A 20,771-nucleotide genomic window follows, 5' to 3' on the forward strand; every position below is an offset into this window, starting at 1 on the left:
CCTCAGACCACCGCGCCGGCGCGGTAGCCCACGCCCCGCACCGTGGTGACGATGCGGGGGTTGTCGGGGTCGAGCTCGACCTTGGCGCGCAGCCGCTGCACGTGCACGTTGACCAGGCGCGTGTCGGCCTTGTAGTGGTAGCCCCAGACCTGCTCCAGCAGCATCTCGCGGGAGAACACCTGCTGCGGCTTGCTCGCCAGCGCCACCAGCAGCTCGAACTCCAGTGGCGTCAGGGCGATGACCTCGTCACCGCGACGCACCTCGTGGGCGGCGACGTCGACGGTGAGGTCGCCGATGCGCAGCGTCTCCCCCGCCGGCTGGCTCGCGGGGCGCAGGCGGGTGCGGATGCGGGCGACGAGCTCCTTCGGGTTGAAGGGCTTGACGATGTAGTCGTCCGCGCCCGACTCCAGGCCGCGCACGACGTCGGCGGTGTCGGTGCGGGCGGTGAGCATGATGATGGGCACGCCGGATTCGGCGCGGATGCGCGTGCAGATCTCGATGCCGTCGACACCGGGGAGCATGAGGTCCAGCAGCACGAGGTCGGGCCGTTCACTGCGCCATGCCTCGACCGCGGCCGCGCCGTCGGCGCAGAAGACGGGGTCGAAGCCCTCGGTGCGCAGCACGATGCCGATCATCTCGGCCAGCGCGGTATCGTCATCGACCACCAGGATGCGTGAGGTCATGGGTACGTGCTCGTCCTCCGGGTTCCCCGGCCCGCGCCGCGGACGAGCGGACGGGCTCCGCCTAGACTAGCCGACACCCCACGGACGTGGCGGCAGCGCCCCCGGCGGGCGCGCGCCCGACCTCGGCCGGTGTGGCACGATGGGACAACCCCAGCCGCACAGGGAGAGTCATGACCGCATATCCGGCCTGGACACCCGTCACCCGCCCGGGCATCATCCCGCTGCGTCCGCTGACGTTCGGGCTGGTCCTCGGCCGCTCGTTCTCGGCCCTGCGCCAGAACCCGCGGGTGCTGCTCGGATTCGCCGTCCTGGTGCAGTCGGTGGCCACGTTCCTCGGCACCACCGTCATCGTCGCGGTGAGTGTCCCCGCCTTCCTGCGACTGGACACCCTGCGCCCCGGCACCCCTGCGTTCGACCAGGTGCTCGCCGGGTCCGTCGCCATGGTCCTGGCTGCCAGTGTGCTGATCGGCCTGGCGCTGAGCGCCCTGAGCGTGCTCGTGCAGGGCGTCGTCGTCAGCGAGGTCGCCCATGCGGTGGTCGCCGAGAAGCTCACCCTGCGGGTGCTGTGGGCGCGGGTGAAGCCGGTGGCGTGGCGCCTCGTGGGCTACACGCTGCTGCTGTCGCTGGCGACGCTGGTGGTGCTGGGCGCGGTCGTGGCAGCCGTCGTGGCGCTGGTGTTCGCGGATGTGCTGTCGGGCGTGCTGCTGGGCGTCGGGCTGGGCCTCGCGGCGATCCCCCTCGTCCTGTGGCTGACGGTGAAGCTGCTGCTGGTGGCCCCCACGATCATCCTCGAGCACGCCACCATCCGCGGAGCCCTGGCGCGATCGTGGTCGCTCACCCGGGGACGCTTCTGGCCGATGCTGGGCGTCGTGGTGATCATCTCGATGGCGTTCGCCACCCTCGGTCAGCTGGTGAGCGTGCCGTTCTCCCTGGCGACGACGGCGGTGTCCACGGTGCTCACTCCCACCGGAGACCCCGAGACGTCGGGGTTCGTGCTCCTCATCGTCGGCGGCCTGCTGACGCAGGCGGTCACCGTGCTGATCCAGGCCGTCTCGCTCATCGTGCAGTCCACGGCCACGTCGCTGCTCTACATCGACGCACGCATGCGCCGCGAGGGCCTCGACCAGGATCTGCTGGCCTATGTGGAGCGCCGGGATGCCGGGGTGGCGGACCTGCCCGACCCGTACCGGCTGCACGTCGGGCGCGTCATCGCTCCGACCCCCGCCTACGCCTACGGCTACGCGCCGTCTCCCGGCTATCCGGGCTCGCCGGCCTACCCGCCATATGCCCCGTACCCGCCCGCGCCTCCGGCCGGTGCGGCGCCGGGATGGCCGACCGGTGCACCGGCGCCGACAGGGCCGACCGGCGCACCGGCGCCGGGCGTCGCCGCGCCCCCCGAGGGATGGACGGCACCCGACGGCTCCGCGCCGCCCGCCGAGGGAACCGCCCCGTGGGCACGCCCCTGAACCGGGCCGTGCCGCTGATCCCCGACGGCGATGAGGCACGGCGCTGGGCCGAGCAGGAGCTCGCCGACCCGGTGTACGACATCGCCGAGCCCACGCCGCTGGACCGGTTCGCGCACGCCGTGGCGGAGTTCTTCGCGAACCTGTTCGGCGGAGGCGTCCCCGAAGGCTGGGGGCCTTGGATCGCGGTGGTCGCGTCGGTGGTGGTCGTCGCGGTCGTCGTCATCGCACTGGCGGTCTGGGGCATGCCGCGGATGGCCGCCCGTTCCGCGCGCCCCGTCGACCTCTTCGGCGCGACCGAGCAGCGCAGCGCCGCGCAGCTGCGCGCCGCAGCGCAGAGCCACGCCGCCGCCGGGGAGTGGGACGCCGCGATCACCGAGCGCTTCCGCGCCCTCGCGCGCGCGCTGGGCGAGCGCGGCATCGTCGACGCCGCGCCGGGGGCGACGGTGCACGCCTTCGCCCGCGACGCCGCGCGCGCGTTCCCTGCCCTGGCCGACCGGCTCGACGCCGCCGCCGCGACCTTCGACGACGTGCGGTACCTCCGCCGCCCCGGCACCGCCGTGACCTACCGGGCCGTCGCGTCGGTGGACGAGGACGCGGCCGCGTCCGCACCCGCCCGACTCCAGCCCGCCGGCGTCGCCCTGTGACATCCACGACCGACGCGCCGGCATCGGCCACCCGCCGCCGCGCAGGCGCATGGGCGCTCATCGCCGCCGCGATCCTCGCGATCGGCGCGGGCTCGGCGGCGATGCTCGCCGCGGGCGAATGGACCGAGCGGGATGCGCTGGACCCCGCCTCCGTCGGGCCCACCGGCACGAGAGCGCTGGCGGAGGTGCTGCGCGGGCAGGGCGTGGAGGTGACCGTCGCCCGCGACCGGACGACGGCCGAGCGCGCCCTCGCCGCGGGCGGCGCCACGCTGGTCATCACCGACACGGCACCGCTCGACGACGCCACGTTGCGGGACATCGCCGGCGCCGCTGCAGACGTCGTGCTCGTCGACCCGCGCTCGCGCGATCTGCGACTGCTCCTGGGTGCCCAGAGCGCCGGGGTCGGCGACGGTGCCGATGCGGAGCCGGGCTGCGCGCTGCCCGACGCAGAGCGTTCGGGAACCATCGTCCCCGGGGCGGTCTTCACCGCGCCTTCCGGCGTCACCGCCTGCTACCCGTCGGGCGACGGCTACGGTCTGCTGCTGGCGGAGACGGATGCCGGCCGCATCGTCGCCCTGGATGCGCGCGAGCTCTTCTCTAACGCCGGCCTCGCGGAGGACGGCAACGCGGCCCTCGCCGCCCACCTGCTCGGCCGCAACGACGAGGTCGTCTGGTACCTGCCCGCGCTCGGCGACGGCGCCCTGCCCGACACCGCCCCGAGTCTGGGCGAGCTGACACCCGACTGGGTCACCCCCGCGATCGTGGTGCTGCTGGCTTCGGCGTCTGCGGCCATGCTGTGGCGCGGGCGCCGCTTCGGCCCCCTCGTCGCCGAGACGCTGCCGGTCACGGTGCGGGCGTCGGAGACGACAGAGGGCCGCGCCCGGCTGTACGCCCGCGCCAGGGACGCCGTGCATGCCGCCGACCAGCTGCGCATGGGGACGCTGGATCGCCTCGCCCGCACGCTCGGGCTCGGCCCCGCAGCCGCCGCGCCCGAGATCGCCGACGCCGCCGCGGCGCGCCTGGGCATCGACCGGGCACGCGTACGCGGCATCCTGATGGACGACCTGCCCGCCGACGACGGGGAGCTGGTCGCGCTGGCCGACGCCCTGGAGAACCTGGAGACGGCCGTCCGCGACGCCGTCCGACCCGAGAGGAACCCGCAGTGACCCACCTCGATCCGCCGCCCGTGGCCCCCGCAGACCCCGCCGCGCCCGCGGTCACGACCGCTGTGTCGGACGGCGACCTCCGCGAGGCGATGAACCGCGTGCGACGGGAGGTCGGCAAGGCCGTCGTCGGTCAGGACGGCGCCGTCACCGGGCTGCTCATCGCGCTGCTCGCCCGCGGCCACGTGCTGCTGGAAGGAGTGCCCGGGGTCGCCAAGACGCTGCTCGTGCGCGCGTTCAGCCGCGCCATCGGCCTGGACACCACGCGGGTGCAGTTCACGCCCGACCTCATGCCCGGTGACGTGTCCGGCTCGCTGGTGTACGACGCCCGCTCGGGCGAGTTCGAGTTCCGCGAGGGCCCGGTGTTCACCCACGTGCTGCTGGCGGACGAGATCAACCGCACCCCGCCCAAGACCCAGGCGGCACTGCTGGAGGCGATGGAGGAGCGACAGGTCTCCGCCGACGGCGTCACCCGGCCGCTCCCGGACCCTTTCCTGGTCGCGGCGACGCAGAACCCCATCGAGCACGAGGGCACCTACTCGCTGCCGGAGGCCCAGCTCGACCGCTTCCTGCTCAAGCTCCTCATCGACGTGCCCGCGCGCGAGGCGGAGCTGGCGGTGCTCCGCCGCCACGCCGACGGTTTCCGCCCCGGCGACCTCGCGGCCGCGGGAATCGACGCGGTCGTCGGCGCGGACGAGATCCGCGCCGCGCAGCGGGCCGCGGCATCCGTCGCCGTCTCCGACGACGTGCTCGCGTACGTCGTCGACCTCGCCCGCGCCACCCGGCAGTCGCCGTCCGTGCAGCTGGGCGCGAGCCCGCGCGCCGCGACGGCCCTGCTCGCGGCGGCGAAGGTCTGGGCGTGGCTGGGCGGCTACCCGGCGATCACCCCCGACCACGTGCAGGCGATGGTCGTGCCGGCGTGGCGCCACCGCCTGCGGCTGCGCCCGGAGGCGGAGATCGAAGGGGTCTCGGTCGAGGCGATCCTCTCCGCCGTGATGCAGCAGACCCCCGTGCCGATCTAGACCGCCGCCGCCACCGAATCGGAATCCCATGTACGTCACCGGCCGCTTCCCCGTGCTCGTCGCCCTCGGCGTCGTGCCCGTCGTGCTGCTCGGCTCCGCGGGCATCCCGCCCTGGCCGGTGGCGGTGGTCTGGCTGGTGCTGTGCGCGGCGACCGCCGCGGTCGACTCCGCCGTCGCCCCTCACCCCCGCAGCCTGCGGCTGACGCGCACCGGTCCGACGCGCACCCGCCTGGGCGAACGGATCGACACCGCGCTCATGGTCGAGAACACCGGCGGTCGCCGGGTGCGCGGTCTGCTGCGCGACGCGTGGCAGCCCACCGCCGGCGCCCCGACGCAGCGCGCCGCGATCGACGTGCCTCCCGGGGAGCGGCGACGCGTGCCTGTGCCGCTGCAGCCCGTGCGCCGCGGCGAGCTGCGCTCCGGGTTCGTCGTGGTGCGCTCGCTGGGGCCGCTGGGGATGGCCGGGCGCCAGGCCCGGCTGGACGTGCCAGGCACGGTGCGCGTGCTCCCGGCGTTCGCCTCGCGTCGTCACCTGCCGTCGCGGCTCGCGCGGCTGCGGGAGCTCGACGGCAACACCAGCCTGCAGGTGCGCGGTCAGGGCACCGAGTTCGACAGCCTGCGAGAATACGTGCGCGGCGACGACGTGCGCTCAATCGACTGGCGGGCGACGGCCCGCGCGGGCACCACGATGCTGCGCACGTGGCGCCCCGAGCGCGACCGGCACGTGGTGATCGTCGTGGACACCGGTCGCACCTCCGCCGCGCGGGTGGGCGACGGGGTGCGCCTGGATGCCGCAATGGAGGCCGCGCTGCTGCTGGCAGCCCTCGCCACGCGCGCCGGCGACCACGTGCACCTGGCGATGTTCGACCGGGTGCTGCGCGCCCGGGTCACCGGCATCGACGGCGCCGCCCTGCTGCCGGCCATGGTCGAGGCGATGGCGCCCGTGCAGGCGCAGCTCATCGACACCGATTGGGATGCCGCCTTCGCGCAGGTGCGCGCCCTCACCTCGCGGCCGGCGCTCGTGGTGCTGCTGACCGCGCAGGACAGTCCGGAGGCCTCACGGGGCTTTCTGGGGTCGTTGGGCGCGGTGACGCGGCGTGCCCACGTGCTGGTGGGCACCGCCGCCGACGGCGCGGCGGAGGACCCCGTGACGCCCACCCCCACCGCGCGGCGCGCGACCCGGCGCACCGCCGACGACGTGTACCGAGCGGCATCCGCCGAGCGCAGCGCCCGCGACGCCGCGCGCGTCGCCGCCGCCGTGACCCGTGCGGGAGGCGATGCGCTCACCGCCTCGGCCGACGACCTGCCACCGCGGATCGCCGACCGGTATCTGGCGCTCAAGGCCGCCGGCCGGCTCTGAGCCGCCGGTGCGCGCCACCCCCTAGCAACTCAGGTTGACACTCCCTGTGCCAGCAACGTATGTTGACAGCATGCACGCTTCTCAGATCGCCGACGCCGCCAGCGACACGGCCGACCCTCGCGCTGGGCTGCGCGCCGTGGCATCCCTGCGGATCCTCACCGACCGACTCGAGCTGCGGCAGGTCGAGGCTGCGCTGCGCGCGGGCATGACGTGGCAGACCATCGCCGATGCCCTCGGCGTCAGCCGTCAGGCGGTGCACAAGAAGTACGCCAAACGCATCGACCCGGCCATCCCGGTGCCGCGGAGGCACGGCTGATGGCGACGTTCGGCGAGGCGGTCGCCACGAGCCACGTCCTGTCGCTGATGGCCATGGAGGAGGCCTCCCGTCAGGGCCTGCGCGAAGCGGACTGCGAGCACCTGCTCATCGCCCTGGCCCTCGACGGCGGCGTGGCAGGTCAGGTGCTGCGCAGCCTCGGCGTGACCGTCGAGAAGACGCGGGCCGCCCTGTCGGCGCAGCACACCGCGCAGCTGGAGTCTCTCGGGGTCGAGGCGCCGGCGGTGGAGCCCGGACGGATCGTCTTCCACGAGACGCAGGGGTACCACTGGAGCGGGCGGGCGCTGCAGGTCATGAAGGATGCCTCCCGCGCCGGCCGGGGCGGCGATGCGCCTGCGATCCTGCGCGCGCTGGTCGCCGAGCCGAGCGGGTTCATCGCCGCGACCCTGGAGCGGCTCGGGACCGATGCGGACGAGGTGGCACGACGCCTGGACGACGCCGACCGGCTGCCGTCGGCACCGCGGCGACGACGAGACCAGGCTCCTTTGTCGACCTCGACGACGGCGTTCGTTCCGGCGCCGCCGGAGCAGGTGTGGGCGCTGGTGTCCGACGCGGAGCGGATCCCCGAATGGGATGCCGTCATCGGCAGCGTGACCCGACCGCACGGCGGGGCCGGCGGCGATGTCTGGATCGGCCGGCCCCGCACGCACGCCCCCGACGGGCGACCGCTGCGGATCACACCGGCGATGCGGCAGCAGGAGATGCATCTCGTGTCGACACAGGAACCGGTGTCGGTCCAGTGGCGCTTCCGGTATCCGGACGTCGCCCGCAGCCACGCCCGTCGCGTGACGCTCTCGCTCGAGCACGCCGCCGGCGGCACGCACCTGGGCATCTCCTTGGCCTGGGAACCACCCGCGGAGCGCCGGCCGCGCCCCCTCGCCGCTCTCGTGCTTCGCCCCCTGTATCGCGCCATGCTCTGGATGCAGGTCTCCGTGCTGGCCGCCGCCATCAGTCGCGTCTTCCGGCAATGACCGACGCGCTCTCTCGCAGTGGCGCTATCGGGGCCCGCGGCGGCGGGCTACTGTGAGCGCGAAAGGAGGCACAGCCATGAGCAATGATCCCCGTCCGGAAGAACACGTCGCCCCCACGCCTCTCGACCACGCCGCCGCCCCCGGAGGACCGAGCATGGCGCCGCGGCTCGTCGCCGAGGCGATGGGCACGTTCCTGCTGGTCTTCGGCTCTATCGGCGCCGCCCTGTTCGCCGCCGATGCCGGCCTGGGGCCAGACGGCACCTCGCTCGGCATCGGCTACGTGGGCGTGGCGCTCGCCTTCGGGCTGACGGTCGTCGCCGGCGCGTACGCGTGGGGACCGATCTCGGGCGGCCACTTCAACCCCGCCGTCACGCTCGGGCTGGCCGCCGCCGGCCGTTTCCCCTGGCGCGAGACCGGCGCCTACATCATCGCGCAGATCATCGGCGGGATCGTGGGCACGACCCTCATCGTGCTCATCGGGCTCTTCGGACCCGACGGCTGGCTGCGCTCCGCCCAAGACGGCGGCTTCGCCAGCAACGGGTTCGGCGAGCACTCCCCCGGCGGCTTCGGCCTCGGAGCCGCGATCGTGGTGGAGATCGCCTTCACCGCGATCTTCGTGCTCGTGATCCTCGGCGTGACCCACCCGAGCCGGGGCACCAAGCTCGCCGGCCTGGTCATCGGTCTCACGCTGACCCTCATCCACCTGGCATCCATCCCGGTGGACAACACCTCGGTCAACCCGGCCCGCTCGATCGCGACGGCGATCTACGGCGGCGGAGACGCACTGCTGCAGCTGTGGGTCTTCCTCGTCTTCCCGATCGTCGGCGCGCTGATCGCGGGCTTCGCCCACCGCGCGATGTTCGACGGACGCGAACTCGGCTGAGCGCAACGACCGACGGCCCGCCCCCTTGCGGGGACGGGCCGTCGTCGTGTTGCGGATCAGCGCAGGTCGAAGCGGTCGAGCTCCGTGACCTTGCCCCACGCCGCCACGAAGTCGCGCACGAACTTCTCGTTCGCGTCGTCGCTGGCGTAGACCTCGGCGAGCGCACGCAGCTCGGAGTTCGAGCCGAACAGCAGGTCGACGCGCGTGCCACGGCCGACACGCTCGCCCGAGCCGTCCTTGATGCCCTCGAACGCCTGCGAACCCGGGTCCAGCGGCGTCCAGGTGGTGCCGAGGTCGAGCAGGTTCACGAAGAAGTCGTTCGTCAGCACACCGGGGCGGTTCGTGAGCACGCCGTACTCGGATCCGTCCCAGTTCGCGCCGAGCACCCGCAGTCCGCCCACGAGCACCGTCATCTCGGGCGCCGTGAGGGTGAGCAGGTTCGCCTTGTCGATGAGGTGGTGCTCCTGCGGGAGGAACGCCTTGGGTCCGTAGTAGTTGCGGAACCCGTCGGCGGCCGGCTCGAGGTAGCCGAACGACTCGGCGTCGGTCTGCTCCTGCGTGGCGTCGGTGCGACCGGGGTGGAAGACCACCTCGGCCTCGACACCGGCGGCGGCAGCGGCCTTCTCGACCGCGGCGTTGCCCGCCAGCACGATGAGGTCGGCCAGCGACACCTTCTTGCCGTCGGTGCGCCCGTCGTTGAACGACGCCTGCACCTGCTCGAGGGTCTCGAGCACCAGCTTCAGCTGCGGCGGGTTGTTGACCTGCCAGTCCTTCTGCGGGGACAGGCGGATGCGGGAGCCGTTGACGCCGCCGCGCTTGTCGCTGCCGCGGAACGATGACGCCGCGGCCCACGTGGTGGACACGAGCTGCTCGGTGGTGAGTCCGGTCGCCAGGATCTGCTGCTTCAGCGCGGCCGCGTCGGCGGCGTCGATGAGCGCGTGGTCCACGGCGGGCACCGGGTCCTGCCAGATGAGCTCCTCGGTGGGGACCTCGGGGCCGAGGTACCGGGCGATGGGGCCCATGTCGCGGTGGGTCAGCTTGAACCAGGCGCGGGCGAAGGCATCGCCGAACGCCACCGGGTCTTCGAGGAAGCGGCGCGAGATCTTGTCGTACTCGGGGTCGACGCGCAGCGCCAGGTCGCTCGTGAGCATGCGGGGCTCCCGACGGGTCTGCGGGTCGTGCGCCATCGGCACCATGTCGGCGCCGGCACCGTTCGTGGGCCGCCACTGGTGCGCACCGGCCGGGCTCTTCATGAGCTCCCACTCGTACGCGTAGAGGATGTGGAAGAACTCGTTGTCCCAGCGGGTGGGGTGGTAGGTCCACGTCACCTCGAGGCCCGACGTGATCGTGTCGTCGCCCTTGCCGGTGCCGTAGTTGTTCTTCCAGCCCAGGCCCTGCATCTCCAGGCCCGCGGCCTCGGGGTTGTCCTCGAGGTTGGAGTCGGGAGCGGCGCCGTGGGTCTTGCCGAACGTGTGGCCGCCGGCGATGAGGGCGACGGTCTCCTCGTCGTTCATCCCCATGCGGGCGAACGTCTCGCGGATGTCACGCGCCGAGGCGAGCGGGTCGGGGTTGCCGGCCGGGCCCTCGGGGTTGACGTAGATGAGACCCATCTGCACGGCCGCGAGCGGCTTCTCGAGGTCGCGCTCACCCGTGTAGCGCTCGTCGCCGAGCCACGTGGTCTCAGGCCCCCAGTACACGTCGTCGTCCGGCTCCCAGACGTCGGCACGGCCGCCGCCGAAGCCGAAGGTCTCGAAGCCCATCGACTCCAGTGCGACGTTGCCGGCGAGGATCATCAGGTCGGCCCACGACAGCGACTGACCATACTTCTTCTTGACGGGCCACAGCAGGCGGCGGGCCTTGTCGAGGTTGACGTTGTCGGGCCAGCTGTTCAGCGGCGCGAAGCGCTGCTGACCGGCGCCGCCACCGCCGCGACCGTCGGTCGCGCGGTAGGTGCCCGCACTGTGCCAGGCCATGCGGATGATGAGGGGGCCGTAGTTGCCGAAGTCGGCGGGCCACCAGTCCTGCGACGTGGTGAGCGTCTCGGCGATGTCAGCCTTGACCGCGGCCAGGTCGAGCGCCGCGAATGCGGCCTTGTAATCGAAGTCTCCGCCCAGCGGGTTCGCCTCGACCGGGTTCTTCTTCAGGATCCGCAGGTTCAGCTGGTTCGGCCACCAGACGTTGTTGGCGGAGCCGGTGGTGGGGTGCGGCTGACCGGCGGGGTTGGCCAGGCCGGCTCCCGCGCCGTGCACGACGGGGCAGCCACCGGCGGCATCCGCCTTCGCGGCCTGCTCGGCGTGCGCACTGTCGGTGTCGGTCACGGTGACGGACTGGTCGATGCCGGTCGCGTCTTCGCCGATCTCGGGGATGGTGTCGTCGGTCATGGGGTCCTTCCACTTGCTGGTTCGGGTTGGAGAGAGGGGGCGGATCAGGCCGCGGCGCAGGAGTCGCAACGACCCCAGAACGTCACTTCCGCGGAAGTGACCGCGAACCCGTGGGTCTGGGAGGGGTGCATGCAGGGGGCATGACCCACCGTGCAGTCCACGTCCTCGACCCGTCCGCACGAGGTGCAGACGAGGTGGTGGTGGTTGTCGGCGACGCGCAGCTCGAAGAGCATGGGGCGCCCGGCGGGCTCGATGCGGCGCACCAGTCCCGCATCGGCGAAGTCGCCCAGCGCGTTGTAGACCGACTGCCGACTCGAACGCGGCGCCCCGGCCGCGACCTCGGCGAACACGTCGTCGGCGCTGGCATGGGGGTGCGCTGCGAGAGCCGCGTAGACGGCCTGACGCGAGTCGGTCACCCGGAGCCCCGAGGCACGGATCGCGGCAGCGGCATCCGTGTCGTGAAGGGGGGAGGTCATGCCCTCCAGCCTAGCCGTTGTTTTGATCTGTTCAAAACTGATGCGGCGTCGTCAGCCGGCCACCAGGCGGGGTGTGCCGCTTTCGTACTCGGTGAGATCGCCCGTCGCGCCCCGCCGGGACGCCCGGCCACCGACCAGGAGCATGTAGGTCAGGAACAGCCCCAGCGCGGCGGCGCCGATGCCGATCTTCAGCGGCCACGGCCACGGCTGGGCGGTGACGAAACCCTCGATGAGCCCCGCGACGGCGAGCGCGAAGACGAGGCCGATCGCCACCGTGGCCAGCGACCGCCCGGCGGCGGCGAGCGCTTCGCCCCGCCCTCGCGGGCCCGGGGCGACCCACGCCCAGAAGATGTGCAGACCCGCGGCGCCGGCGACGAAGATGCAGGTGAGCTCCAGCAGACCGTGCGGAGCGATGTGCAGCAGGAAGATGTCGCCCCGATCGAAGGCGAAGAGCACGGCGGCGGCGGTCCCCACCCCCACGGCGTTCTGGATCAGCACCATCACCGGCCAGAGGCCTGTGATGCCGAACAGCACGCACTGTGCGGCGATCCAGGCGTTGTTGGTCCAGACGGTGCCGGCGAAGACGGCGGCCGGGTTCTCGCTGTAGTACTGCGTGAAGTCGTTCTCGGCATACTGCTCCAGCTGCGCCTGGGAGCCCAGCGCCGCCAGCGCCGCCGGATCCCCCGCCACCCACGTCGCGACGATCGCCGCGATGACGATGCACCCCACGGCGATGGCGAGCGTCGTGTACCGCAACCGGTACAGCGCCGCCGGAAGCTGCTGCAGGAAGAACCTCGGCACCTGCCGCAGCACGTTGTCAGGGGTGCCCGTCAGGCGCAGCCGCGCCCGCGACAGCAGCGTCGACAGGTAGTCACCCTCGGGCGTGCGGCCGGCGGAGGTCTTCAGCTCGGCGAGGTCCGCCGAGGCCGCCCGGTAGCGGGTGACCAGTTCGTCGGCCTCCGCCCCGCTGAGACGCCCACGGCGGCCGAGTTCCTCGAGCCGCGCCCACTCCTGGCGCCGGGCGGCGGTGAGGGCGTCGGCATCCATGTGATTCACTGTAGCCATGCCGACGCCCGGGCCCGCCGTGGAGATCCACCAGGACGAGATCCTCACCGGCGAGGCGGTGGCGCTGGACGTGCAACCCGTCGGGTACTTCCTGCGGGCGCTCGGTGTGCTCATCGACATGCTGGCCGGCGTGGCGCTGTTCCTGCTGCTGGCCGGTGTCACGTCGTGGATCGCCGGGCAGAGCCTGCTGAACGCAGCTCTGTCGCCGGCGTTGACCATCACGGTGCTCGTGCTGGTGACGGTCGTCCTCCCCACCGTGGTGGAGACGGCCACGCGCGGGCGCAGCCTCGGCAAGCTCGTGGTCGGAGGGCGCATCGTGCGCGTCGACGGCGGGGCGTCGGGGTTCCGGCAGGCGTTCATCCGGGCGCTGGTGGGGGTGTTCGAGCTCTGGTTCACCCTCGGCGCCGTCGCCGGCATCGTCGCGGTGTTCACCCCTCGGGCGGAGCGGCTCGGCGATCTGCTGGCCGGCACCTACAGCGAGCGCACCCGCGCCCCGCGACTGCCGCCGGAGCCGCCGGGCGTGCCGCCGGCACTGGCGGGCTGGGCCGCCATCGCCGATGTGGGGCCGCTGCCCGACCGCACCGCGCGCCGCATCAGCCAGTTCGTGCGGCAGGCCGGGGACCTCGATCCCGCGGCGCGCGCACGCACTGCTGCCGCCCTCGCCGGCGAGGCCAGCACGTTCATCTCCCCCGTCCCGGCGGCCGATCCGGAGACGCTGCTGCTGGGCGTCATCGCCCTCCGGCGCGAGCGGGAGCTGCGCGCCCTGCGCGGCGAGGACGAGCGCACGGCGGCGCTCACCTCCGGAGTCACCGGCGCCCCGCGGGGGTTCCCGCAGCGCTGACCCCGCCCCGCGTGCCCGCCCGCGGCGCGTGCCCGCCTCGCCTGCCCCGCAGCGCCCGGCGGGCAGCGCCCGGCGGGCCGCTCGAGTGTCACTTCCGCACAGTGCGCGGTGACCTCACCCACCACACGCGACACCGGAGCAGCGCGCTTGCGGCACACGCCGACGCCCGGCGCCGCTCGAGTGTCGCTTCCGCACAGTGCGCGGGCACGCCACCCACCACACGCGACACCGGAGCGGCGCGTTTCAGGGAGGGGGCGCGGCGGCACGGGCGCGGCGGCCCGGCGCCGCTCGAGTGTCGCTTCCGCACGGTGCGCGGGCACCCCACCCACCACACGCGACACCGGAGCGGCGCGTTTCAGCGCCGGGGCGCGACGCCCGGGCGCGAGCGCGAGCACGGCGGTCAATAGCGGTAGTGGTCCAGCTTGTAGGGGCCCTCGACCGGCACGCCGATGTAGGCGGCCTGCGCGGGGGTGAGGGTGGTCAACTGCACACCCAGGGCATCGAGGTGCAGCCGCGCCACCTTCTCGTCGAGGTGCTTGGGCAGGGTGTGCACCGCCGTCGCGTAGACATCGCGCCGCGTGAACAGCTCGATCTGGGCCAGCACCTGGTTCGTGAACGACGCGCTCATGACGAAGGACGGATGCCCGGTGGCGTTGCCGAGGTTCATCAGCCGTCCCTCGCTGAGCACGAGCACGCTGCGGCCCGTCGGCAGTCGCCACTCGTGCACCTGCGGCTTGATCTCCACGCGCTGAGCCCCCGGCAGCGCCTCGAGTCCCGCCATGTCGATCTCGTTGTCGAAGTGCCCCACGTTGCCGACGACGGCGAGGTGCTTGAGCGAGAGGAGGTCCTCGACGGTGACGACGTCCTTGTTGCCGGTGCCGGTGATGAGGATGTCCACCTGGTCCGCGACGTCGGCCAGGCGCGCCACCTGGTAGCCGTCCATCGCGGCCTGCAGCGCGCAGATGGGGTCGACCTCGCTGACGATGACGCGGGCACCCTGCCCGCGCAGCGCCTCGGCGGCGCCCTTGCCGACGTCGCCGTACCCGCAGACGAACGCGACCTTGCCGCCGATCAGCACGTCGGTGGCACGGTTGAGCCCGTCGGGCAGCGAGTGGCGGATGCCGTATTTGTTGTCGAACTTGGACTTCGTCACCGAGTCGTTGACGTTGATGGCCGGAAAGAGCAGATCACCGGATGCCGCGAGCTCGTACAGCCGGTGCACCCCCGTCGTGGTCTCCTCCGTCACCCCGAGGAGGCCTTCTGCCATGCGGGTGAACCGCTGCGGGTCGCGGGCGAGGCTGCGCCGCAGCACGTCGAGGACGACCCGGTACTCCGCGGGGTCGTCGGGCGCGGCATCCGGCACTCCCCCGGCCTTCTCGAAGGCGACCCCCTTGTGCACGAGCAGCGTCGCGTCGCCTCCGTCGTCGAGGATGAGGTTGGGGCCGTCGAAGCCCTCGTCGCTCCAGTCGAAGATACGGTCGGCGAGGTCCCAATACTCCTCGAGCGTCTCGCCCTTCCACGCGAACACGGGGACGCCGCGGGGCTCGTCGACGGTGCCGTCGGGTCCGACGACGACGGCGGCGGCCGCCTCGTCCTGCGTGGAGAAGATGTTGCAGCTCGCCCAGCGCACGTGGGCGCCGAGGGCGACGAGCGTCTCGATCAGCACGGCGGTCTGCACCGTCATGTGCAGGGATCCGGCGATGCGTGCGCCGGCCAGCGGGCGGGTGGGGCCGAACTCCTCCCGCAGCGCCATGAGCCCCGGCATCTCGTTCTCGGCCAGCCTCAGCTGATGGCGGCCGGCCTCGGCGAGGGAGAGATCGGCGATGGCGTGACGGAGAGCGGGCGTCTGGGTCGGCATGCCGTCATTGTGCCACGCAGGGGCCCGCCGGGATCCGGCTCAGACGCGCAGCGTCTCATGCCGCACGACGACCCACCCCTTGGGGACCGACAGCCGGTCGGTGTGGATGGCGCACAGGTCGTGCGCGTGCGGATCGCCGCCCGCGCCGAGGGGTCCGAGGGCGGCCATCTGATCGCCGTAGTCGAACGTCAGCGTCGTGACGGCCTCGCGGGCGCAGCCCACCTTGGAACACAGTCTCTCGCGCATCGGGTCCACGCTAATGCCGACGGACGACGACGGATGGATGCCGCGCGGGGTGCTCAGAAGAAGCGGAACCGCTCGGGTCCGAGGTCCCAGGGATCCTTGTCGAGGTACTCCGCAGCGGCGCGGAAGACGGTGCTCTCGATGATCATGCGGCGGTGCAGCTCGTCCTCGCGGTGCGGCCGGCTCAGCCGCTCGATCGGCAGTCGGTACAGGATGATGCGCTTCTGTTCGGGCACCACGTGCCAGCGCGGGATGCCGTCGGCATCCGGGACGTCGGGCATCTCGCCGATCTCGAAGCGCACGTCCCGGAGGTCTTCCCACGCGCTGCGCAGGAACTCGGCAGCGGCTCCCACGGCCAGGTCGAACCGCTCGACGCGGCTGTCCAGGGGCGGCAGCGGCGGCCGGACGACCGGGCTGCGACCCTCGCGGCCGTGCCGGCCGTGGCGCGCGGGGCGGGGTCGGGCGACGGTCGCGCTGCGGGTCCGACGACGCATCATGCCCTCATCCTAAGCGGGTGTCGCCGCCGCGAGCGCCGGGCGGCGCACGGCAGGCACGGCACGGGCGGCCGGCGGCAGGGAGAGCGACCGACCGCGCCGCGGCTGGCCCCGGGCGGGGTCAGGGGTGGACGACCAGCGGCGACGCCGCGGCGTCGGCGGGCCACACGGCATAGGCCGCGACCGCTCCCTCGCCGGTGAAGCCCACCGCGGCATGCACGGGCCCCGTGGGGTCCAGTCGGTAGACGGCCCCCGGATCCACAGCGATGCGCGTCTCGCCACCGGCGGCGACGGTGATCTCGCGTGCGGCACCGGCACCCGCCTCGGCGACCAGGGCGACGGTGACCGCTTCCCCGCCGGGGTTCGCCACCGCCAGTGTCGGCGACGGCCCTGGGGCGACAGCCAGGAGCGCAGCCCCGTCCAGCCGGGGTGCAGCGACGTGCCAGCCGAAGTCGTCCCCGTCACCGAACCCGGTGGTCGTCCACACCGCCCCGACCACGGCTGCGCCGGCATCGACGTCCACCGTGTACGACCCCGCCGGCAGCCCGCCGAGGTCGAGCTCAAGGGGCAGTCCCGCCTCCAGCGGCACCTCTCGTGTCTCCACGTCGCGCCCGTCCGCGCGCACCGCGACGGTCGCCGTCGTCGACACCGTCGGGGACAGCAGCCTCAGGATCGTCGCCGGGTCGGACGCGCCCTCGGGGCCGGGCTCCGCGGTGACCGCCAGCCCGGGGATCACCACGCGCCGCTCGGGGGCGAGCTGAGCGCCGATCTGGTCGACGCCGCCGGCCAGCAGAGTGCGGGTGATGCTGGCCTGCAGACTGGCCTGCACCGGCGCGCCGGTCGAGACGATGTGCAGGATGGGGGCCTCTTCGCCGCGGGCGAGCGCCGCCAGCGGCACGATGCGCTGTGTGCCCGGCGCGACGACCAGCGCACCGGCCGGCGGGTTCTGCGCACCGGCTGCCCCGTAGGAGGTCACCTGCACGGTGGCGGGCACCTCACCCGGGTTGGCCAGCAGCAGCAGTCCCGACGAGCCGGTGGATGCCGCGCCTCCGACGATCCACGATTCCAGCAGGGGCGGGGCGCAGGATGCCGCGGCGAAGCCGGAGAGGTCCTCCTCCGCCACCTCCGCGGACGATGCCGCTGCGAGGTCGGTGCGGGTCTCCCCCGCCGGCGGCGCGGCGAAGGAGGGAGGCGTGGAGCCGGCGACCTGCGGGACGACGAGGGCGGCCTCGGCGAACGGCGGCTGACCGGCGCCGGATCCGGCGACGGTCGTGGCGCCGGCGGCGAGATCGATCGCGCCGGCGATGCCCGCGTCGCGGCCGATGGCCAGCAGTCCGCCGGGGCAGGCGAGCACGGATTCGGAGGGCGCAGGGTTGGCCACGACGCTGATCGGCGCGCGATCGTGGGACGGCCAGGCGACGGCGGCGGCGGTCACGGTGCCGGCCACGAGGGCGACGGCGGCCAGCGTGCCGCCCGCGAGGCGGGCGCTGGTCGCCCAGCGGAAGGTAGTGGTCATCGTCCCTCCCCGGCACGCAGTCCCACGACCCGCGGCACCCGGCGGGCATCCCGGCGGGTCTGGGAGGTGGGGATCGCCAGCAGCAGGGCGATCGTGAGCACGACCAGCTGCCCCATCGCGATGCTCCGCGCCGTCGCGACGGTGACAGCGGACGCGTCGGCGCGGGGGGTGATCTCACCGGAGATCCGCCAGAGCGACCCCCGCGCGGTCTCCCCCACCGGCTCGAGGCGGTTGCGCTGATCCAGCGCGATCGCCGCCGTGCGGCGCAGCGACTGCGCCGCCTCGGTGGCCACGTCCGACGCCGGGGCGAGGAGCACGAAGGCGATGCCGCGCTCCGCCAGCGGTGCGACCGGGTCGTCGGCGGCATCGGTGACGAGGTCGGCCACCAGCTCCGCCGTCTCACGGTCGGCGGCGGTCGGTGCGATCCGGGTGCTCTGCACCGTGCTCTGCCCGCCGAGGGTCTCACTCGCCCCCCACACGACCTCCGCGGCGACGGACCCGTCGTCCAGCGGCGCCAGCACGATCGTGCCGAGCGACGGCGATCCCCGTCCCTCCGCCGCCACGTACGCCGGCAGGGTGCTCGCCGACCCCTCCCGCAGCGCCGCCGCGTCACGGGTCTGCGCCGTCAGCGCCGGAACGGCGCACACCGCCAGCGCTGCCATGACGGCCGTGGCCGCCATGGCCCGCGCCGCGGAGGCGGCCGGGACGACGTCGAGGGTGACCAGGGCGGCGGCGATCACGCCGAGCCACGCCAGGCTGAGCCCGGCGCCGGGCCAGACCACGACGGGCTGGGCGCCGGCGGTCACGGCGACCGACACGGCGACAGCGGCGAAGGCCGTCGCGATGCCGAGCGCCGCCACCGTCAGCAGGACGATGCCGGCAGGCCACCGCACCGTCAGCGGCGCGATGAGGGCGAGCACAGCGGGAAGGGCGACCAGCAGGGGCACCCACCACACCGGGCCCCCCGAGAACTGTCCCCATCCACCGGGATCGGCCGTGGGGAATCCGGCCGCCAGCAGCGCTCGGCCTGCGGCGTCGGCCGCGGCGACCGGGCCGGCCCAGGGCACGCCGGGGTCGGCGAGCAGCCCCCACGGGTTGCCTGCGGAGAGCTGCTGCCAGACCAGCGGTGCGCTCATCGCCGCCGCCGGCACGACGAGCCAGGCGACACGCGCCGCGCCGCGGCCGCTGGCGCTCACCGCGGCGATGGCGAGCGCGATCAGCCACAGCGCGAGCAGCGCGGGCACGAGCGAGGGTGCCGCGGCGACGACGCCCGCCAGCACGAGCGAGGCGACGCCCGACGAGGCCCACGACCGATGAGCGACAGAGCCGGCGTAGAACAGCCATGGCAACAGCAGGTGGGCGACGACGGCCGCCGGACGCGGCTGCACGAGCGCGGCGAGGAATGCCGGCGCCAGCGCCCAGGCCACGCCGCCGGTGATGCGCAGCAGCGAGCGGTCGGTCACCCGCGTCGCGGCGAACCACCCGCCCAGCACCGCTAGCGGCAGCGCGAGCACCCACAGCACGACGAGCGCCTGCGAGGGGGCGGCGGGCGACATCGTTCCGATGAGGGCGACGACGCCGGCGAACGGGTCGGCGGCCGCGACGGTGTCGAGCCCCAGCGCGCGCTGACCGTAGGCGGCATCCGCCCACAGCTGGGTCACGGTCTCCCGCAGGGGCGCGAGGGCGCCGCCGCCCAGCACCGGCCACGCCAGCAGCGCCGGGAACGACGCGACCGACACCACGAGCGCGGCGAGCACGGCCCACGCGCCGCCGCCGCTGAAGAACCGCAGCTCGGTGCGGCGCGCGTCGGCGAGACGATCGGACTCGTCCGTGAGGGCGAGGTTGGTGCGCAGGTCAGCGCGGCCGGTCCGCAACGGCGCCAGGGCCTGCCACGACACCCGACGGGTGCGACGGATGCCGCTGCGCGCCCGGGCGACGGCGGGGATGCGCGCCATGGCGGTGACCGCCGCGGCCCATTCCGGCCAGACCTGACCCGGCTGCTTCGCGATGAGGTGCACGATGCTGCGCCACAGCGCGATCGGCAGGATCGCCAGCCACTGCAGCGGCAGTGCGGCCGCCGGCGCATAGACGAGCCTGCGGTGCAGCTGAGCCGTGCGCGCGGAGAAGACGCGTCGCAGGCGTCGACGCGACCCGTAGACCTCCGGGAGGCCGGCTACGCCGTCGCCGGCGACGGCGACCAGCGCCGAGGGGACGAGGGTGACGCGGCCCCCGGCGAGGCGGGCGCGCACGCCCAGATCGAGGCCCTCGTCCGCTCCCGAGAGCCCGCGGTCGAGCCCGCGCAGCTCTCGCCACAGGGCGGTGCGCACCAGGATGGCGCGGACGTCGGCGGCCAGCACGTCCTGTCCGGCATCGTGCTGCCCTTGATCGAGCTGGCCGTCGGCGAGGCCGACGGTGCGCCCGAGGGTGGTCATCGACACCCCCAGCGAGACGATCTCGCCGCGGTCGTCCCACCGCACGAGCTTGGGTGCGGCGAACGCGACCGAGGGTGCCAGCTCGAGCGCGCCGGCGAGGCGTGCGAGGGCGGGGGGCTCGGGTGCGGTGTCCTGCGCGAGCAGCCACACCGCGTCGCCCTGCACGCGGTGCGTGGCCAGCGCAGCGGCCTCCGCGTAGCGGGTCGTGCGCGGGGCTGAGATCACACCCTCGGCGCGCGAGTCCGCCGCGATCTGGCGCAGGTTGTCGTCTTCCCCGCAGAGCACGATCGTGAGGGCGTCGACGGGGCGCGTCTGCGCGTCGAGGGCCGCGAGCGTGCGCCGCAGGTGGAACGCGGCGGGAGTGCGACCGTCGGGGCGCACGACGAGGATGGCGTGAACTCGGGCGGGCATGACGGAGAAAGCCTATGCGCGTGTCACCGGCATGCCGGTGCGCCGCGCGCAGGTCGGACGGATCGGCTCAGGAGGCCTGTCGCTTGAGCTTGCGACGTTCGCGCTCGCTCAGCCCGCCCCAGATCCCGAACCGCTCGTCATTGTGCAGCGCGTACTCCAGGCACTCGGTGCGCACGTCGCACGAGGCGCAGATGCGCTTGGCGTCGCGGGTCGAGCCGCCCTTCTCGGGGAAGAACGCCTCGGGGTCGGTCTGCGAGCACAGGGCGTCGGTCTGCCACGCGAGGGCGCCGTCGTCGTCTGCCTCGACCGCACGGCGCACACCGGGCACACCGAGCTGCACCGGGTCGACGAACCAGTTGTCGGGAACGCCCGAGCGATACTGCGAACCAGTCATCTCGTCCCCCGCCTGCCGAATCCGTGCACCGTGTGTGCTGACACCTAATTACACCGGTGTGATTCGCTGCGGTCAAGTCGCAGATCGTAAACCCTCAACCGTCGCTTCAATCTTCTTGCGACTCCTCGGCGTGT

Annotated in this window: 19 protein-coding genes; 9 read left to right on the top strand and 10 right to left on the bottom strand. The window is 73.6% G+C overall.

The window, feature by feature from the left end; genetic code table 11:
- Window positions 1–2: 2 nt before the first annotated feature.
- Window positions 3–683: an MtrAB system response regulator MtrA gene (mtrA, locus tag QNO26_RS11360; RefSeq protein WP_257526577.1), complete on the bottom strand. Its 681-nt coding sequence runs from the start codon at window positions 681–683 to the stop codon at window positions 3–5.
- A 170-nt stretch (window positions 684–853) separates the two neighbouring features.
- On the opposite strand from mtrA, the gene QNO26_RS11365 reads away from it, so the two are divergent.
- From QNO26_RS11365 to aqpZ, 8 genes are all read left to right on the top strand, one after another.
- Window positions 854–2,149, top strand: a complete 1,296-nt coding sequence (locus QNO26_RS11365) for a glycerophosphoryl diester phosphodiesterase membrane domain-containing protein (protein WP_257526575.1) — start codon at window positions 854–856, stop codon at window positions 2,147–2,149.
- Window positions 2,134–2,793 (top strand): DUF4129 domain-containing protein, encoded by a 660-nt coding sequence (locus QNO26_RS11370; protein ID WP_257526574.1) that lies wholly within the window; start codon window positions 2,134–2,136, stop codon window positions 2,791–2,793. Before QNO26_RS11365 ends, QNO26_RS11370 begins: the two co-directional genes overlap by 16 nt.
- Entirely contained in the window at window positions 2,790–3,959 is a 1,170-nt protein-coding gene (locus QNO26_RS11375) for a DUF4350 domain-containing protein (protein ID WP_257526573.1), read from the top strand. Before QNO26_RS11370 ends, QNO26_RS11375 begins: the two co-directional genes overlap by 4 nt.
- Before the next feature lie 89 nt (window positions 3,960–4,048).
- A complete protein-coding gene (locus QNO26_RS11380; protein WP_257533564.1) occupies window positions 4,049–4,978 on the top strand; it encodes an AAA family ATPase in 930 nt (309 codons plus the stop codon).
- Window positions 4,979–5,006: 28 nt separating this feature from the next.
- On the top strand, window positions 5,007–6,338 hold the full coding sequence (locus QNO26_RS11385) for a DUF58 domain-containing protein (RefSeq protein ID WP_257526571.1): 1,332 nt from the start codon (window positions 5,007–5,009) through the stop codon (window positions 6,336–6,338).
- Window positions 6,339–6,408: 70 nt separating this feature from the next.
- Window positions 6,409–6,654, top strand: coding sequence for a helix-turn-helix domain-containing protein (locus QNO26_RS11390; protein ID WP_257526570.1), 246 nt, complete (start codon window positions 6,409–6,411; stop codon window positions 6,652–6,654).
- Window positions 6,654–7,643 carry an SRPBCC family protein gene (locus QNO26_RS11395; protein ID WP_257526569.1) on the top strand — a complete coding sequence of 330 codons (990 nt, stop codon included), beginning with the start codon at window positions 6,654–6,656 and terminating at the stop codon, window positions 7,641–7,643. Before QNO26_RS11390 ends, QNO26_RS11395 begins: the two co-directional genes overlap by 1 nt.
- Window positions 7,644–7,719: 76 nt before the next feature.
- Window positions 7,720–8,526 carry an aquaporin Z gene (gene aqpZ, locus QNO26_RS11400; RefSeq protein WP_374679350.1) on the top strand — a complete coding sequence of 269 codons (807 nt, stop codon included), beginning with the start codon at window positions 7,720–7,722 and terminating at the stop codon, window positions 8,524–8,526.
- A gap of 56 nt (window positions 8,527–8,582) precedes the next feature.
- On the opposite strand, the gene katG is transcribed toward aqpZ, so the two are convergent.
- The 3 genes from katG to QNO26_RS11415 are packed head-to-tail and all read right to left on the bottom strand — an operon-like array spanning window position 8,583 to window position 12,430.
- Complete coding sequence (katG, locus tag QNO26_RS11405) at window positions 8,583–10,907, bottom strand: catalase/peroxidase HPI (protein ID WP_257526568.1); 2,325 nt, start codon at window positions 10,905–10,907, stop codon at window positions 8,583–8,585.
- Between the two features lie 44 nt (window positions 10,908–10,951).
- Window positions 10,952–11,383, bottom strand: a complete 432-nt coding sequence (locus QNO26_RS11410) for a Fur family transcriptional regulator (protein WP_257526567.1) — start codon at window positions 11,381–11,383, stop codon at window positions 10,952–10,954.
- A gap of 51 nt (window positions 11,384–11,434) precedes the next feature.
- Window positions 11,435–12,430: a stage II sporulation protein M gene (locus QNO26_RS11415; RefSeq protein ID WP_257526566.1), complete on the bottom strand. Its 996-nt coding sequence runs from the start codon at window positions 12,428–12,430 to the stop codon at window positions 11,435–11,437.
- A 16-nt stretch (window positions 12,431–12,446) separates the two neighbouring features.
- On the opposite strand from QNO26_RS11415, the gene QNO26_RS11420 reads away from it, so the two are divergent.
- Complete coding sequence (locus QNO26_RS11420; RefSeq protein WP_257526565.1) at window positions 12,447–13,289, top strand: RDD family protein; 843 nt, start codon at window positions 12,447–12,449, stop codon at window positions 13,287–13,289.
- Window positions 13,290–13,689: 400 nt separating this feature from the next.
- On the opposite strand, the gene ahcY is transcribed toward QNO26_RS11420, so the two are convergent.
- The 6 genes from ahcY to QNO26_RS11450 form a co-directional block, all read right to left on the bottom strand.
- Window positions 13,690–15,147 carry an adenosylhomocysteinase gene (gene ahcY / locus QNO26_RS11425; RefSeq protein WP_257526564.1) on the bottom strand — a complete coding sequence of 486 codons (1,458 nt, stop codon included), beginning with the start codon at window positions 15,145–15,147 and terminating at the stop codon, window positions 13,690–13,692.
- A 39-nt stretch (window positions 15,148–15,186) separates the two neighbouring features.
- Window positions 15,187–15,393 carry a DUF3499 domain-containing protein gene (locus QNO26_RS11430; protein WP_257526562.1) on the bottom strand — a complete coding sequence of 69 codons (207 nt, stop codon included), beginning with the start codon at window positions 15,391–15,393 and terminating at the stop codon, window positions 15,187–15,189.
- A gap of 53 nt (window positions 15,394–15,446) precedes the next feature.
- Window positions 15,447–15,887 carry a metallopeptidase family protein gene (locus QNO26_RS11435; RefSeq protein WP_257526561.1) on the bottom strand — a complete coding sequence of 147 codons (441 nt, stop codon included), beginning with the start codon at window positions 15,885–15,887 and terminating at the stop codon, window positions 15,447–15,449.
- A gap of 118 nt (window positions 15,888–16,005) precedes the next feature.
- On the bottom strand, window positions 16,006–17,400 hold the full coding sequence (locus tag QNO26_RS11440) for a DUF5719 family protein (protein WP_257526560.1): 1,395 nt from the start codon (window positions 17,398–17,400) through the stop codon (window positions 16,006–16,008).
- Complete coding sequence (locus QNO26_RS11445; RefSeq protein WP_257526559.1) at window positions 17,397–20,243, bottom strand: glycosyltransferase; 2,847 nt, start codon at window positions 20,241–20,243, stop codon at window positions 17,397–17,399. Before QNO26_RS11445 ends, QNO26_RS11440 begins: the two co-directional genes overlap by 4 nt.
- A 67-nt stretch (window positions 20,244–20,310) precedes the next feature.
- Entirely contained in the window at window positions 20,311–20,637 is a 327-nt protein-coding gene (locus QNO26_RS11450; RefSeq protein ID WP_257526558.1) for a WhiB family transcriptional regulator, read from the bottom strand.
- Window positions 20,638–20,771: the final 134 nt, after the last annotated feature.

This window comes from Microbacterium sp. zg-Y1090 (assembly GCF_030246945.1).
Taxonomy (GTDB): domain Bacteria; phylum Actinomycetota; class Actinomycetes; order Actinomycetales; family Microbacteriaceae; genus Microbacterium; species Microbacterium wangruii.

Excerpts from the sequence above, each read along its gene's own strand:
- mtrA (WP_257526577.1), bottom strand. The coding sequence starts at position 683 with ATGACCTCACGCATCCTGGTGGTCGATGACGATACCGCGCTGGCCGAG.
- QNO26_RS11365 (WP_257526575.1), top strand. The coding sequence starts at position 854 with ATGACCGCATATCCGGCCTGGACACCCGTCACCCGCCCGGGCATCATC.
- QNO26_RS11380 (WP_257533564.1), top strand. The coding sequence starts at position 4,049 with ATGAACCGCGTGCGACGGGAGGTCGGCAAGGCCGTCGTCGGTCAGGAC.
- QNO26_RS11385 (WP_257526571.1), top strand. The coding sequence starts at position 5,007 with ATGTACGTCACCGGCCGCTTCCCCGTGCTCGTCGCCCTCGGCGTCGTG.
- QNO26_RS11390 (WP_257526570.1), top strand. The coding sequence starts at position 6,409 with ATGCACGCTTCTCAGATCGCCGACGCCGCCAGCGACACGGCCGACCCT.
- QNO26_RS11395 (WP_257526569.1), top strand. The coding sequence starts at position 6,654 with ATGGCGACGTTCGGCGAGGCGGTCGCCACGAGCCACGTCCTGTCGCTG.
- aqpZ (WP_374679350.1), top strand. The coding sequence starts at position 7,720 with ATGAGCAATGATCCCCGTCCGGAAGAACACGTCGCCCCCACGCCTCTC.
- katG (WP_257526568.1), bottom strand. The coding sequence starts at position 10,907 with ATGACCGACGACACCATCCCCGAGATCGGCGAAGACGCGACCGGCATC.
- QNO26_RS11410 (WP_257526567.1), bottom strand. The coding sequence starts at position 11,383 with ATGACCTCCCCCCTTCACGACACGGATGCCGCTGCCGCGATCCGTGCC.
- QNO26_RS11415 (WP_257526566.1), bottom strand. The coding sequence starts at position 12,430 with ATGGATGCCGACGCCCTCACCGCCGCCCGGCGCCAGGAGTGGGCGCGG.
- QNO26_RS11420 (WP_257526565.1), top strand. The coding sequence starts at position 12,447 with ATGCCGACGCCCGGGCCCGCCGTGGAGATCCACCAGGACGAGATCCTC.
- ahcY (WP_257526564.1), bottom strand. The coding sequence starts at position 15,147 with ATGCCGACCCAGACGCCCGCTCTCCGTCACGCCATCGCCGATCTCTCC.
- QNO26_RS11430 (WP_257526562.1), bottom strand. The coding sequence starts at position 15,393 with ATGCGCGAGAGACTGTGTTCCAAGGTGGGCTGCGCCCGCGAGGCCGTC.
- QNO26_RS11435 (WP_257526561.1), bottom strand. The coding sequence starts at position 15,887 with ATGATGCGTCGTCGGACCCGCAGCGCGACCGTCGCCCGACCCCGCCCC.
- QNO26_RS11440 (WP_257526560.1), bottom strand. The coding sequence starts at position 17,400 with ATGACCACTACCTTCCGCTGGGCGACCAGCGCCCGCCTCGCGGGCGGC.
- QNO26_RS11445 (WP_257526559.1), bottom strand. The coding sequence starts at position 20,243 with ATGCCCGCCCGAGTTCACGCCATCCTCGTCGTGCGCCCCGACGGTCGC.
- QNO26_RS11450 (WP_257526558.1), bottom strand. The coding sequence starts at position 20,637 with ATGACTGGTTCGCAGTATCGCTCGGGCGTTCCCGACAACTGGTTCGTC.